13 protein-coding genes are annotated in these 13,832 nt (G+C 62.6%); 7 read left to right on the top strand and 6 right to left on the bottom strand.

The window, feature by feature from the left end; translation table 11 throughout:
* Positions 1-48: 48 nt before the first annotated feature.
* The 5 genes from AB7245_RS37650 to napE are packed head-to-tail and all read right to left on the bottom strand — an operon-like array spanning position 49 to position 4,223.
* A complete protein-coding gene (locus tag AB7245_RS37650; RefSeq protein ID WP_085398940.1) occupies positions 49-702 on the bottom strand; it encodes a NapC/NirT family cytochrome c in 654 nt (217 codons plus the stop codon).
* Positions 699-1,169: a nitrate reductase cytochrome c-type subunit gene (locus tag AB7245_RS37645; protein ID WP_028151035.1), complete on the bottom strand. Its 471-nt coding sequence runs from the start codon at positions 1,167-1,169 to the stop codon at positions 699-701. Before AB7245_RS37645 ends, AB7245_RS37650 begins: the two co-directional genes overlap by 4 nt.
* A complete protein-coding gene (napA, locus tag AB7245_RS37640; RefSeq protein WP_354080743.1) occupies positions 1,166-3,679 on the bottom strand; it encodes a nitrate reductase catalytic subunit NapA in 2,514 nt (837 codons plus the stop codon). The genes AB7245_RS37645 and napA overlap by 4 nt, the downstream gene beginning before the upstream one ends.
* Positions 3,680-3,696: 17 nt before the next feature.
* The gene (locus tag AB7245_RS37635; protein ID WP_354080745.1) at positions 3,697-4,011 is read right to left on the bottom strand and encodes a chaperone NapD; all 315 of its coding nucleotides are present in this window, start codon (positions 4,009-4,011) and stop codon (positions 3,697-3,699) included.
* A 26-nt stretch (positions 4,012-4,037) separates the two neighbouring features.
* Positions 4,038-4,223, bottom strand: coding sequence for a periplasmic nitrate reductase, NapE protein (napE, locus tag AB7245_RS37630; RefSeq protein ID WP_027532529.1), 186 nt, complete (start codon positions 4,221-4,223; stop codon positions 4,038-4,040).
* Between the two features lie 329 nt (positions 4,224-4,552).
* On the opposite strand from napE, the gene AB7245_RS37625 reads away from it, so the two are divergent.
* The 6 genes from AB7245_RS37625 to AB7245_RS37600 all read left to right on the top strand — a co-directional run bounded on the left by AB7245_RS37625 (position 4,553) and on the right by AB7245_RS37600 (position 11,399).
* Positions 4,553-5,416, top strand: coding sequence for a transglutaminase family protein (locus AB7245_RS37625; RefSeq protein WP_085399158.1), 864 nt, complete (start codon positions 4,553-4,555; stop codon positions 5,414-5,416).
* Positions 5,417-5,541: 125 nt separating this feature from the next.
* On the top strand, positions 5,542-6,780 hold the full coding sequence (locus AB7245_RS37620) for an acyltransferase family protein (RefSeq protein ID WP_085399157.1): 1,239 nt from the start codon (positions 5,542-5,544) through the stop codon (positions 6,778-6,780).
* Positions 6,781-6,836: 56 nt separating this feature from the next.
* A complete protein-coding gene (locus tag AB7245_RS37615) occupies positions 6,837-8,042 on the top strand; it encodes an LLM class flavin-dependent oxidoreductase (protein WP_085399156.1) in 1,206 nt (401 codons plus the stop codon).
* A gap of 269 nt (positions 8,043-8,311) precedes the next feature.
* Positions 8,312-9,100, top strand: a complete 789-nt coding sequence (locus tag AB7245_RS37610; RefSeq protein ID WP_063981189.1) for a helix-turn-helix transcriptional regulator — start codon at positions 8,312-8,314, stop codon at positions 9,098-9,100.
* 331 nt (positions 9,101-9,431) lie between these two features.
* Positions 9,432-10,172: a dienelactone hydrolase family protein gene (locus AB7245_RS37605; protein WP_354134714.1), complete on the top strand. Its 741-nt coding sequence runs from the start codon at positions 9,432-9,434 to the stop codon at positions 10,170-10,172.
* 345 nt (positions 10,173-10,517) lie between these two features.
* A complete protein-coding gene (locus AB7245_RS37600) occupies positions 10,518-11,399 on the top strand; it encodes a L,D-transpeptidase (protein WP_085399162.1) in 882 nt (293 codons plus the stop codon).
* 383 nt (positions 11,400-11,782) lie between these two features.
* Here the strand turns inward: AB7245_RS37600 and AB7245_RS37595 are convergent, their stop codons facing one another.
* Entirely contained in the window at positions 11,783-12,034 is a 252-nt protein-coding gene (locus AB7245_RS37595) for a hypothetical protein (protein ID WP_085399154.1), read from the bottom strand.
* A 568-nt stretch (positions 12,035-12,602) separates the two neighbouring features.
* On the opposite strand from AB7245_RS37595, the gene AB7245_RS37590 reads away from it, so the two are divergent.
* Positions 12,603-13,769, top strand: a complete 1,167-nt coding sequence (locus AB7245_RS37590) for a cytochrome P450 (protein WP_439035542.1) — start codon at positions 12,603-12,605, stop codon at positions 13,767-13,769.
* Positions 13,770-13,832: the final 63 nt, after the last annotated feature.

Raw genomic sequence — 13,832 nt, 5'->3', positions numbered from 1 at the left:
CCTCGAAACTAACCATTCGGCCCAAGGGTTCAAGCGGCCCAGCCGCCCCTATTGCCAGCCGGGAACGCCGCGCATGTCGGGCAGGTGGTGGGCGATGCCCTTGTGGCAGTCGATGCAGGTCTTTTCCTTCGTGAACAGGAAGCGCTGGTGCGCCACCGAGGCCCGTGGCGACTGCTTGGTGATGTCCATGGAATCGGCGCTGTGGCAGTTGCGGCATTCCAGGGAATCGTTGGCCTTGAAACGCGCCCATTCGTGTGCGGCGAGCTCGAGCCGGTGGTCCAAGAATTTCTCGCGGGTGTCGATCGTGCCGAAGATCTTGCCCCAGACCTCCTTGGAGGCCTGCATCTTGCGCGCGATCTTGTCGGTCCAGTTGTGCGGGACGTGGCAGTCCGGGCAGGTCGCGCGCACGCCGGAGCGGTTGGTGAAGTGGATGGTCGACTTCAGCTCGGCGAAGACGTTTTCGCGCATCTCGTGACAGCCGGTGCAGAACTTCTCGGTGTTGGTCAGTTCCAGCGCGGTGTTGAAGCCACCCCAGAAGATCACGCCCGCCGCAAAGCCCGCGAGCACCAGCACGCCGAGCCCGAACACCGAGCTCGGCCGGATCAGCACCTGCCAGAGCTCGCGCGCGAAGTCCCAGCAGCGCAGCATAAAGCTACGCTTGGCTTCCACCTTTCCCTTGGGCTCGTCAGCGGCCGTCGTCATCGGCGGCCACCGGGGCTGGCGCGCGAGAGCAGCGTGTCGATGTCGATGAAATCGTTGCTCACCGGCGGCGTCGCGGTGTTCTGCGGCACGTGGCATTCCGTACAGAAGAAGCGCCGCGGCGAAATCGAGGCCAGGAACTGGCCGTCGCGGTCCATGAAATGCGTGATCGAGACCATCGGCGCCTGCGATTCCGCGATGCGTGCCCGCGCATGGCAGGACAGGCATTTGTTGCCGTTGAGGTCGATCTGGTAGCCGTCGATGGTGTGCGGGATCACCGGCGGCTGCTCCGGATAGTTGCGCACCTCTCTCTCGGACGTATTGCGGTTCGGCAGCATTGGCGGCGCCGCGCCCTCGTCATTGAGCGGGGCCGGTCCGCGCAGGCCTGACGTTACCGTCTGCGCGGTGAGAGAGCTCGCGCCCGCTGCGATCGCGACCGCGAGCAGGGCTATGCCAAATCGTTTCATCATGACAGGTTCACCCGCTCGATGCGCACGGCGCATTTCTTGTAATCGGTCTGCAGCGAGATCGGATCGGTCGCGTCCAGCGTCACCTTGTTGATCATCTTGGATTCGTCGAACCACGGCACGAACACGAGGCCACGCGGCGGCCGGTCGCGGCCGCGCGTCTCGACGCGGGCGCGGATGAAGCCGCGGCGGGATTCCACCTTCACCTCGTCGCCGCGCCGGAGTTTTGCTTCCGACGCATCGTCGGGATGCATGAAGCAGACCGCCTCGGGGAACGCCTTGTAGAGCTCGGGCACGCGGCGCGTCATGGTGCCGGAATGCCAGTGCTCCAGCACGCGGCCGGTCGAGAGCCAGAACGGATATTCGCTGTCGGGCGATTCCGCCGGCGGCTCGTAGGGCAGGGCGAAGATGCGCGCCCTGCCGTCGGGATAGCCGTAGAACTGCACGTCGGTGCCCTGCTTGACATAGGGGTCGCTGCCCTCGCGGAAACGCCATTTGGTTTCCTGGCCGTTGACGACGGGCCAGCGCAGCCCGCGCTCGCGGTGATAGGCCTCGAACGGCGCGAGGTCGTGACCGTGGCCGCGGCCGAACGAGGCGTACTCTTCAAAGAGCCCCTTCTGAACATAGAAGCCGAACGCCTTGGATTCCGTGTTGGCGTAGCCTTCCTCGATCTCCGAGGTCGGAAACTTGTCGACCTGGCCGTTCTTGTAGAGCACGTCGAACAGCGTCTTGCCGCGAACCTCCGGCTTCTTGGCGATCAACTCCTCCGGCCAGACTTCCTCGATCTTGAAGCGCTTGGAGAACTCCATGAGCTGCCAGAGGTCGGACTTGGCCTCGCCGGGCGCGTTGACGAGCTGGTGCCAGAACTGCGTGCGCCGCTCGGCATTGCCGTAGGCGCCTTCCTTCTCCACCCACATCGCGGTCGGCAGGATCAGATCGGCGGCCAGCGCCGTCACCGACGGATAGGCGTCCGAGACCACGATGAAATTGTCGGGATTGCGGAAGCCCGGATAGGTCTCCTCGTTGGCGTTGGGACCGGCCTGGAGGTTGTTGTTGACCTGCACCCAATAGGCGTTGATCAGGCCGTCCTTCAGCATCCGGCTCTGCAGCACGGCGTGGGCGCCGTTCTTGTCGGGAATGGTGCCTTCCGGCAGCAGCCAGAGATGCTCGGCCTTGTCGCGATGCGCCTTGTTGGTGACGACCATGTCGGCCGGCAGGCGGTGCGAGAAGGTGCCGACCTCGCGCGCGGTGCCGCAGGCCGAGGGCTGGCCGGTCAGCGAGAACGGGCTGTTGCCGGGCGAGGAGATCTTTCCGGTCAGCAGATGGATGTTGTAGACGAGGTTGTTGCACCAGACGCCGCGGGTGTGCTGGTTGAAGCCCATGGTCCAGAACGAGACCACTTTTGTCTTCGGATCGGCGTAGAGCTCGGCGAGCGCCTCGAGCCGGTTCATCGGCACGCCGGACATCTCGGCCGCCTTCTCCAGCGTGTAGTCCGAGACGAATTTGACGAATTCGTCATAGCTCATGTCGGTGGAGTCGTTGGCCTTGGCCGCACCGGTTGCTTTTTTCTGGAGCGGATGCTCGGGCCGCAATCCATAGCCGATGTCGGTCTGCCCGCGCCGGAAGATCGTATGCGCAGCGACGAAATCCTTGTTGACGCGTCCGGTCTTGATGATGTGGTTGGCGATGGCGTTGAGGATGTAGAGGTCGGTCTGCGGCTTGAACACCATGCCGATGTCGGCGAGGTCGAACGAGCGGTGCTCGAAGGTCGAGAGCACGGCGACACGGACATGCGGCGCGGACAGCCGGCGGTCGGCCAGCCGCGTCCACAAAATGGGATGCATCTCCGCCATGTTGGAGCCCCACAGCACGAAGGCGTCGGTGGCCTCGATGTCGTCATAGCAGCCGGCCGGCTCGTCGATGCCGAAGGTGCGCATCATGCCGGCGACGGCGGAGGCCATGCAGTGGCGCGCATTGGGGTCGATGTTGTTGGTGCGGAAGCCGGCCTTGTAGAGCTTCGAGGCGGCGTAACCTTCCCAGATCGTCCACTGGCCGGAGCCGAACATGGCGAGACCGTTGGGCCCGCGCTTCTTCAGCGTTTCCTTCCACTTCACCTCCATGATGTCGAAGGCTTCGGTCCAGCTGATTGGCGTGAACTCGCCGTTCTTGTCGTACTTGCCGCCGGTCTTGCGCAGCATCGGCTGCGTCAGCCGGTCGTGGCCGTACATGATCTTGGAGAGGAAGTAGCCCTTGACGCAGTTGAGGCCGCGATTGACCTCGGCCTTGATGTCGCCGTGGGTGGCGACGACGCGGTTGTCCTTGGTCGCGACCATCACGGAGCAGCCGGTGCCGCAGAAGCGGCAGGCGGCCTTGTCCCATTTCAGTTCGCTGTTGTCGCGCTCGGCGACGAGATTGGCGGCGAGCGCGGGTGCCGGCATGCCTGCGGCGGCGGCCGCGATCGCGGCGGCCTCGAGCTTCAGCATCTGGCGGCGGTCGAGCTTCGGCGATGTCATGATGGCTCTCCCGGCCGTTAGGCGGTTTCGATGGCGTGGAAGACCAGCGCCGCGGAATAGACGTTGGGCAGCGACTGGATGGTGTTGAGCAGGGTGCCGAGGCTGCCGGCATCCGGCGCTTCGGTCACGACAACGAGTTTTCCGCGCGGGTCTCGGCCGTGAATCTCGCAGCCGGGCATCGCGGCGATCTCGGCTTCCAGTTCGTCCAGGCGCTCGGGGCGGGCCTGCACGATGATGCTGGCGATCTCGCAACCTGGCGGCGCGACGACGCGGTCGGCGGTGAGCACCCGGCCGGTGATCAATGCGCGGCGGTTGAGTGTGGATTGGGCCATGATGCCTGTCTTTCGCTGTTCGGAGGTCAATGCGGGGAGGGTGGCGGGCCGGGAGGGCCGGCGAACATCTGGTAGATCCAGACGCCGAGCCCGTATGAGCCGACCGTTCCGACCGCGAGGACGGGCATCACGACCGCGGTCAGGAACAGGAAAGCGAAAATCTCCATGCGCTTACGGCGCACGCGCGAAGTCGTGTCGTCAGGGGCCGACATATTCGGTCTCTCTGAAATGGTGCTGGAATCGGGACGGCATCCGGGCCGTTGCCTTGCTGCACTTTAAATGGAGCAGGGCTGCTAACGCGTTGATCTGGATCAACCCGTCGACTTGACCGGATGTCGCGGCGCGGCCAACGGACCGAGCCGCGGCGCTCCGTGCGCGCGAGAGAAGCAAGCGGCAACGATCGTTACCCAAAAGCGAAGATGCTTTGCGGCTCGGGGGTCAGGCCGCATACATCTTCTCTTGCCTCGGAAATGCCCGCGACCTACTACCAGTGGTAGCGGGCGCCGCAACATCCATCGCTGCTACTTGGCGGGAGCTACATATGAGGCGAATCCGAATCATTCATAAGACCGAATATTTTTACAGTCAGCCGGTCACCTTCGGCACTCATCGAGCCATGATGCGGCCTCGCGAGGGACATGACGTCCACATCGTGAGAGGGTCGGTCGATATCGAGCCGAACGCCGAAGTTCGCTGGTTGCGCGACAATTACGACAATGCCATCGCAGTCGTGACCTTTTTGGAATTATCCGACACGCTCAGGATCGCAAGCGAGGTCGACGTCGACCTTTACCACGACGACCCCATTGAATGGCGGATTGCGCCATTCGCCAGTTCATTTCCCTTCCAATATCCCCCGGAGGAGCAGCTTGAGCTGACGGTGTATCGTCTCCCGAGCTATCTCTACGACGCCACCGCCCTGCTCGAATGGTTGCGCGATCTCTACAAACCCGGTCAGTTGATCGGCACGCTGGACCTTCTGAACAATTTGAATACTCACATCTACCGATCGTTCAAATACGTTTCCCGCGAGGCTCACGGGGTTCAATCACCCAACGAAACGCTGCGGCTCGGCAGCGGGACCTGTCGCGACTATGCGGTGTTCATGATGGAAGCTGCCCGCTACTGGGGATTTGGTGCGCGCTTTGTCACCGGCTACATCCAGATGTCCGAGGGACAACACGGCGCCACGCACGCCTGGACCGAGATCTATATCCCCGGAGCCGGGTGGCGCGGCTATGATCCCACCAACAACAAGATCGTCGGCAGCGAACACATACCCGTCGCCGTGACGCGCGAACAGGAAAGGGCCTCTCCGCTTTCCGGGACGTGGGATGGTCCGGCGGATGCATTCAGCCGGATGAACGTCTCGGTGCAAGTCATATCAATACCAGCATCGCCATGATCGTAGTCCACGGTCGATCACGGCAAGCGCGGGTTGGCGGCCAGTCGGTGTGTCCTTGATCCCTCGCCCGTCTTGATCGGGCAGATTGCCGGAAACAAGCCTTTCACCAGCAAGCGAGTCCGTCCATGTCCCGATCGACCGCCATCGCCCCCGCATCGGAACGGCTGCACGCGCTCGACGCGGTCAGGGGTTTTGCCCTGTTGCTCGGCATCGTCCTGCACGCAACCCTGTCGTTCGTGCCGGCCCCGACCAGGATCTGGATCATACAGGATACCCATCAAAGCCTGGCCCTGGGCCTGCTGTTCTTCGTCATCCACGTCTTCCGGATGACGACCTTCTTCCTGATGGCGGGTTTCTTCGCTCGCATGAGCTTTCATCGCCGGGGAATCTGGGGCTTCGTCACGGACAGGTTGCAGAGGATCGGACTGCCGCTAGTGGTCGGCTGGCCGATCGTGTTTACGCCGATGGCCCTGGTGGTCATATGGGCCGCGGGCTTTCCGAACGGCGGCCCGATCCCCGGCGCACCTCGCTGGCCGCCGGTGCTGCCGAATTTCCCGCTGACCCATCTCTGGTTTCTCTATGTGCTGCTGGAGCTATATGTCGCCATGCTCCTGCTGCGCGGCGCAATTGTCTGGCTCGATGTATCAGGCACGCTGCGAACGGTTGTCGACCGCCTCTTTGCGCAGATTATGCGAAATCCGCTGGCGCCCCTGGTTCTGGCGATCCCGATCGGCATCGCTTTCTGCCTCGATCAAAGATGGATCAATGTGATGGGCGTGAGGACGCCGGATCAATCGCTCGTCACGAACCTCCAGGCGTGGGTCGGCTTCGGCACCGCCTTCGGCTTCGGTTGGTTGCTGCATCGGCAGACCGATCTACTGCGGATTTTGGAGCGACGCTGGCTGTGGAATCTCTTGCCGGCGCTCGGCCTCATTCTGATCAGTTTCGTGCTTGTCGGGGTGATGATGTCCGTGCCGGGTGCGCCGAAACTGCCGGTTAGTTTCGCCACGCTCAGGCTTGTCTCCGCCATCCTGTATGCACCGGCGATATGGATCTCGACCTTCGCGGTCCTCGGCCTCGCACTTCGCTTCATGTCCGGCTTCAGCCCGATCCGGCGCTACCTCGCCGATGCGTCCTACTGGCTCTATCTGATCCACATGCCGATCGTGATGGCGCTACAGGTCGTGCTGTCGCAGCTCGACTGGCCCGGGCCGATCAAGTTCGCCATCATTCTCGTCGTCGCGATTCTCCCGATGTTGGCGAGCTATCATCTGCTGGTGCGCTTCACCTTCATCGGCGCGGTGCTGAATGGCCGCCGCGCCGAAAAGCGCGTTCTCCCGCGCGGCGGAATTGCGACCGCGTAGACAGCGCCTCCCCGCTCATTAAGATGAGCGCAACAAGAATAAGCGGGAGAGGCGTCATGAAGTTCGGCATCTTCTATGAGCTGCAGCTGCCACGGCCCTGGGTGGCCGGCGACGAGCTGAAGCTCTACCAGAACGCGCTCTCGCAGATGGAACTTGCCGATAGGCTCGGTTACGACCATGCCTGGGTCGTCGAGCATCACTTCCTCGAAGAGTACTCGCACTCACCCTCGCCGGAATCGTTCCTCGCCGCCGCCAGCCAGCGCACGAAAAACATCAGGCTTGGCCACGGTATCCTCCAGCTCACGACGAACCACCCGGCGCGCGTCGCCGAGCGCGTCGCGGTGCTCGACCTGCTCTCCAACGGCCGTTGCGAATTCGGCATGGGGGAGAGCGCCTCCATCACCGAGCTGACGCCGTTCGGCCGCGACATGGAGACCAAGAAGGAGGTCTTTGAGGAGGCGGTGCAGGCGATCTTCCCGATGTTCAAGGATGCAGGGAGCGAGCACCACGGCAAATATTTCGACATTCCCTTGCGCAATGTTGTGCCGAAACCGGTGCAGAAACCGCATCCGCCGCTGTGGATGGCCTGCTCGCAGCTGCCGACCATCGAACGCGCCGGACGCCACGGCTTTGGCGCCCTGGGCTTTCAGTTCGTCAGCGCGGATGCCGCGCATGCCTGGGTGCACGCCTATTACAATGCAATGACCAAGCGATTGCACAAGCTCGCCGACTACGAGATCAACCCAAACATGGCGCTGGTCTCGTTCTTCATGTGCGCCAAGACCGACGAGGAGGCGCGTGCGCGCGCCGACGGCGCCACCTTCTTCCAGTTCGCGCTGCGCTTCTACGGCGCCTCGCAGAATCGCCAGCGTCCCGCGCCCTACACCGTCAACATGTGGGACGAGTACAACAAGTGGAAGCGCGACAATCCGGAAGCACAAGAGGCGGCGCTGCGCGGCGGCCTGATCGGCTCGCCCGAGACGATCCGCAGGAAGCTGAAGCGCTTCCAGTCCTCCCATATCGACCAGGTCATCCTGCTCAACCAGGCCGGCAAGAACAGCCACGAGCACATCTGCGAATCGCTGGAGCTGTTCGGCCGCGAGGTGATGCCGGAGTTCCAGAACGATCCGGCCCAGGCGGCGTGGAAGCAGGGCGTCATGAGCGGCGAGATCAAGCTGGAAGAGATCGACACCGAGGCGTTTACGGATCGCTACGGCAAGCTCGCGATCAACGTCGCGCCGGCGAAGGCCGCCGCGGGGTAGGGGAGCTGCATCCGGCATGGGCCCCGGCTTAGCAGCGCCATAGCGCGTCGAAGACGCGCGTAAACGCGCTTATGTCACGCTGCGCTGCGTCCGGGGCACGAGACCTTTTCCGCATCGGCCAGCAAGACTCTCGTGTCCCGGACGCGCTGCAGAGTGCAACGCTGCTGCGCAGAGCCGGGACCCGGAAGCGGCATAGGCCGCCGTCTCCGACTTTCGGTCAAACCCGGCTGCTGATATCTTCCGCCAAAAGAACTTTTGCGGAGGAACCAATGCGGCCCCACGGCATGGCCTCAACTCCAGCGGCGAACGACATCGCGCCGGCGGTGCTCGCCATCGGCCGACCTGATTTCCCGAATGTCCTGATCGACACGTTGCGCCGGCAGGCCGGCGTCGGCCATTGCATGGTGTTCGCGCTGACACGCACCGGCGCGGCGAGCTGTCTGCTCGACGCCGGCAACATCCCGATCGGCAGCGATCTCGGCGCGGCCTATGCCGGTCAGTTCCACGAATCCGATCCCAATCGTGATGCGCTGTTCGAAGGCGAGGGCAGCGCGCCGATCATGCTGCCGTCGTTCGCGCCGCGCATGTATGGCGCGCGCTACCGGAAAATCTTCTTCAACGACTCTGATATCGTCGACAAATATGCGACGGCGATCTGGGTCGGCGACACCTGCTTTTATGTCAATTTCTACCGCATCACCGCCCAGGGCTGCTTTGGCGACGTCGAGCGTGCGCGGCTCCAGGTTATTGCGCCTGCGATCGGCGCCAGCGTTGCGCGTCATTTCCAGCAGGCGGCCACCGCGACGCCCGACCAGAACCTCGCCGCGTTGTTCGCAACGCGCGCGCCCCTCTCCGCACTGACGCCGCGCGAGCAGGACGTCTGCCGCCGCATCCTGCTCGGTTTCAGCTCCGAGGCGATCTCGCAAGCGCTGGGCATCAGCCTGCATTCGACCCTGACCTACCGCAAGCGCGCCTATGAGCGGCTCGGCATCTCCTCGCAGAACGAGTTGTTTGCGATCGTGCTGGGCTTGCTCTCGGGGCCGGGCCACCTGAACTAAAGGGGACTCTAGATCCTCGATATCTGCTTCCGAGAGCAAAGCCGACACGCAGCCGGCCCTCCGGGATCGTCGCCTTTTGACCCAAGGCCGACATCCGCGGCGCGAATCCTCTTCAAGGATACTTACGCTTTCCCAAGTCGGATATGGTGTTGACCAGAATCAAGGGGCAAAGGTGCAATTTCCAATGAGGCAAATCATACTCTCAATAGTCGCTGTTTTGTCGTTCTCATCTGCGCGTGCTGAGATGGTCAAGATACCTTGGCATACTTCAGCGCAGTCCTTGCCTTGGATTCCCGGCAACGAATACATCGACGGCAGGTCGAAAAACTTCATGGACGGCACCGTCGAGGAAAAGGGTAAGGTAAAGGCCGAGGGCGAACTGTCGGCGGACATTATGCGGCCGCAGGGCGCCAAGGGACCAATCCCCTTCGTGATCATGCTGCACGGCTGCGACGGGTTCGGCCGGGTCGAGAGGAAATGGGGGGGTGACTACGGCGGCAGATTGGTCGGAGCAGGCTATGGTGTTCTCCTGCTCGACAGCTTCGGCAGCCGGGGATTGGGACCCGACGGCGTCTGCTCGGATCCCAGCCAGTTGACTTGGGCGCGGCGCCGGGCTGACGATGCGTATGCGGCGCTGGACTGGCTCATCGGACAGAAGATCGCCGATCCCAAGCGGGTCTACGTCCTTGGCCGCAGCAACGGTGCGACCACGACCTTGATCATCATGAACCGGGCGATCGGCGACCTGCACGAGCACATGTTCGCGGGCGGCTTCGCGATGCAGCCGTCCTGTTATTTGATGAAGAACGTCGAGTTCTACGCCCCGGTCCATCTCTTCCTAGCAGAGAAGGACGAGGCGACCAGCCCCATCCTCTGCGGCCAGATGGCCGAGAGCAAGCGGTCGATTCCCGTGAAGACGGTGCTGTGGAAGGGGGCGAACCACAGCTTCGAAGATCACGAGCCAATCCACGTTTTCCATGGCTACCATGTCGGATACAATGCCGCGGCTGCGGAAGGCACCATCAAGGCAATCATTAGTGCGTTGAACGAGGCCAAGAAAGCGGAAAACTGACCGCGCGGAGTCGCACAGCCTGTAGGTATGCGACGACGGCCGAATGGCGGCGGATAGATGCGGGAAGTCCGCCTGAACGACTTCCGCTCGTGGCCCGAAGCCGCCGTCAATGAAGGAGCGGAGCGCGTTCGCTCTGCCCGGCGATTCAGACCCCGACTCGTTCCGCGATGAGAAGCGCGTCGTCCTCGTCGCGACCTGAATATCGAGCGGTACGCCCAATTTTATGTTGCCGAACAAGAGTTCGGCGTTAACCACGACTAACGGTTCCAGTCCGTGCGACATCGCTTCGAAGTTTCTTAAATCTTGCCGGGTACCTCTCTGGGGCATGGTGACCTGGGGAACGACATGAGTAAGCGGGCCAAACGTAAGAAGGCAGAGGCCCTCGCAATACCCATGGCCGCGAGAGTTGCGATTGGCGCCGTGGCCGTCGCCGTGGTGGGGTATAGCTTGCTGTCTAGCCCGGCGGACGTGCAACCGATACGAAAACCGTCCGCACAGCAGGCCCAGGCGTCGTCAACTCCGGTTTACGTGTCGACTCCAGTTCGTGCATCAGCGCCAGCTCCGGCTGCGATTCCGGTCCCGGCTCCGATCCCGGCCCCGGCGCCTCTGGTCGAACCACCCAAAGCCGACGCTGGCGTTCCCGGAGCACTTGTCCGGCAGGTGGTTGACTACGCCAGCCGTCAGGCGCCGGGCACGGTGATCATCGATACCGGAAACACATTCCTCTATTTCGTTCTGAACGACAGGCAGGCGATGCGCTACGGCATCGGTGTCGGCCGCGAGGGTTTCACATGGTCCGGTGAGCAGACTGTGGCCCGTAAGGCAGAATGGCCGGATTGGCATCCGCCTGTGGAGATGGTCTCGCGTCAGCCCTATCTGCCGCGGTTCATGGCGGGCGGTCCCGGCAATCCGCTCGGCGCCCGGGCGATGTATCTCGGCGAGACCGAATATCGCATTCACGGCACCAACAACCCCGATACGATCGGGAAGAAGGTTTCGTCCGGCTGCATCCGGCTGACCAATGACGACGTCACGGACCTCTATGAGCGGGTGAAAGTCGGAGCGAAAGTGATCGTGCTTCCGGCAACCGCCGCCCGCAGGCCCTCCCAGGGAGCGCCAGCCGACGCCGCTTTCCGGTTGCCGGACCCGGCATCGCCGTCGAAGCGGCCCCTGGCGGCTAACGCGCAGATGTTGTCATCCGGACCGAAGATCGCCGAAGCTCGGTAAGTCAGTCCTCTGTCCCCGGTCTGCAACTGAGGACAAGGAGGCAATTCAAGTCGTCGCGTTTAAGTCAGTTGCGGGCCCTAGGCGAGCCGCGGGTATAGCTGATTTACCGACCGATCTTCTTGATGCAAGTGGGTTCGCCGCGCGGGTGAGGTGTGCAATCCCAGTCGGATCCAAAGCCCGCACTGGCGTTCCGCTGTGGTAGGAAAGGATAGTAAACTACAACTGCCGCAAAGATGGTGACCGCGACAACTACTGACACCATCATCCATGCAATGCCCGCGCGATCCGGACTCCAGTAGAGTCGCCGAATGGATCGATGCTTCCTTGAATTGGGGTGCTTCACCGCCGTACCATCGATGTCGTCTCGCCGATACTTTGCGAATTCAAGCGGTTTCGCCACTTCCATCGACCTGGGATTGTGCTCTGCCAATCCCAAGCTCAAGCGCTGCAGCGATCCGCTCCAAGCCTGCGTTCGTTCTGCGCGTTTCGGCAATCTGCTGCTCATATAGATCAATCATCGTGGCGCCCGACGAAGTGCGTTGGCGCATCACACGCATTGCTAAGGTCGATCCACCCACTATCAGGATGAACGGCCACCAAGAGTACATCGCAAGCAGTATATCGACCACAGTCATCCACAACCTCCTAAAGCAACTCTGATCAGTTCCTGCGGTTTTTCTCGAGAACAGCTGCGATCCTCTCCATCGCAGCGCTCGTCCGATATGTTTCTGTGAGGTGCTGCTCCCGCAACTCAATCATCGATGCGCCGGAAGCTGCACGTTCCCGGCACAATCGCCCTAACAGGATCCATCCCGCAGGTATCAAGATGACTGGCCACATGTAGTACAGGACAACAGCCCAATCGTATGTTTGCATGCGATTTGCACCAAAGCTTTCAATCATATCGATTGCAACCTAAGCGATAATCGATCAAGTCGCACGTGAAGCGCGCGCTCACGATTAATAGATCGTTGCTCGGGGCTATCGGCGGCGGACGGGCGGAATTGCCCTTAACAAACGTCCGCTCACGCGTTTGTCGATGTCCGCCGTTGTGGGCCATGCGGACTCCGCTATCGCGGCCGCGTGTCATCCGGCTCGTGACGACACGCCCTGATGGCGTCTGTCCCTATCGCTGGGGACAGACGCCGGCGCCAGATTTCGATAGTCTGTCCTGAAGCACACGAGAATCCAGGGGAGACCGCCTTGAGCACCGCGCCGCGCATCGACATCGACCCTGCTTCGTTCTGGGCCGATCCCTATCCGATGCTCGTGAAGATGCGGAAGGAAGCGCCGATCGCCTTCGTGCCGCAGCTCGGCTCGACGCTGCTGACGAGCCGCGACGACATCTCGATCTCCGAGAAGCAGATCGACGTGTTCTCCTCGCACCAGCCCGCCGGCCTGATGAACCGGCTGATGGGGCACAACATGATGCGCAAGGACGGCGAGGCGCATCAAATCGAGCGGCGCGCGATGTTTCCGACGGTGTCGCCGAGGACAGTGAAGGCGCACTGGACCGCGCTGTTCCAGGCCCATGCCGACCGCATCATCGGTGCGATCGAGCCGGGGCGGATCGATTTCATGCGCGACTTCGCGCTGCCGTTTTCCGGCGAATGCCTGAAGTCGATCACCGGCCTCACCAACATCGGCTTCCAGGACATGGACGCGTGGTCGCAAGGCATGATCGAGGGGATCGCGAACTATGGCGGCGATCCCGCCGTCGAGGCGCGCTGCCATGCCGCGACGTCGGGCATCGATGCTGCGATCGACGACATTCTGCCCGTGATGCGCAAGCATCCCGATCAAAGTATCCTCGGCGTACTCCTCGCTGCGGGCATGCCGATGGAGAGCGTGCGCGCAAATGTAAAACTCGCGATCTCTGGCGGCCAGAACGAGCCGCGCAAGGCGATCGCCGGCACGGTGTGGGCGCTGCTCTCCCATCCCGAGCAACTCGATCTCGTGCGCAAGGGCGAGGTGACCTGGCTCGAGGCGTTCGAGGAATATGCCCGCTGGATCTCGCCGATCGGCATGTCGCCGCGGCGCATCGCAAAGCCGTGGACGATCCGCGACGTGTCTTTCGAGCTAGATGAGCGCGTGTTCCTGATGTTCGGCTCCGCCAATCGCGACGAGAAGCATTTTGAGCGCGCCGACGAGTTCGACGTGCGGCGTGATACCACCAAGAGCGTCGCCTTCGGCGCCGGCCCGCATTTCTGTGCCGGCGCCTGGGCCTCGCGCGCGATGATCGCGGACGTCGCGCTGCCGACGGTGTTCGCGAGGGCGAGCCGTCTCGAACTTGCCGACGATGAGCCTGTGCGGATCGGAGGCTGGGCGTTCCGCGGCCTGCTGAACCTGCCGGTGAGGTGGGTGCACTGACCAGACGACGGTCGCCGTGACGGCGAACTCGTGTCGTCGGACGATTGAACCGCATCGTTCCCC

The organism is Bradyrhizobium sp. 604_D8_N2_3, assembly GCF_051810765.1.
GTDB lineage: Bacteria > Pseudomonadota > Alphaproteobacteria > Rhizobiales > Xanthobacteraceae > Bradyrhizobium > Bradyrhizobium barranii.
This window is presented reverse-complemented; position numbering and strand designations above follow the sequence as displayed.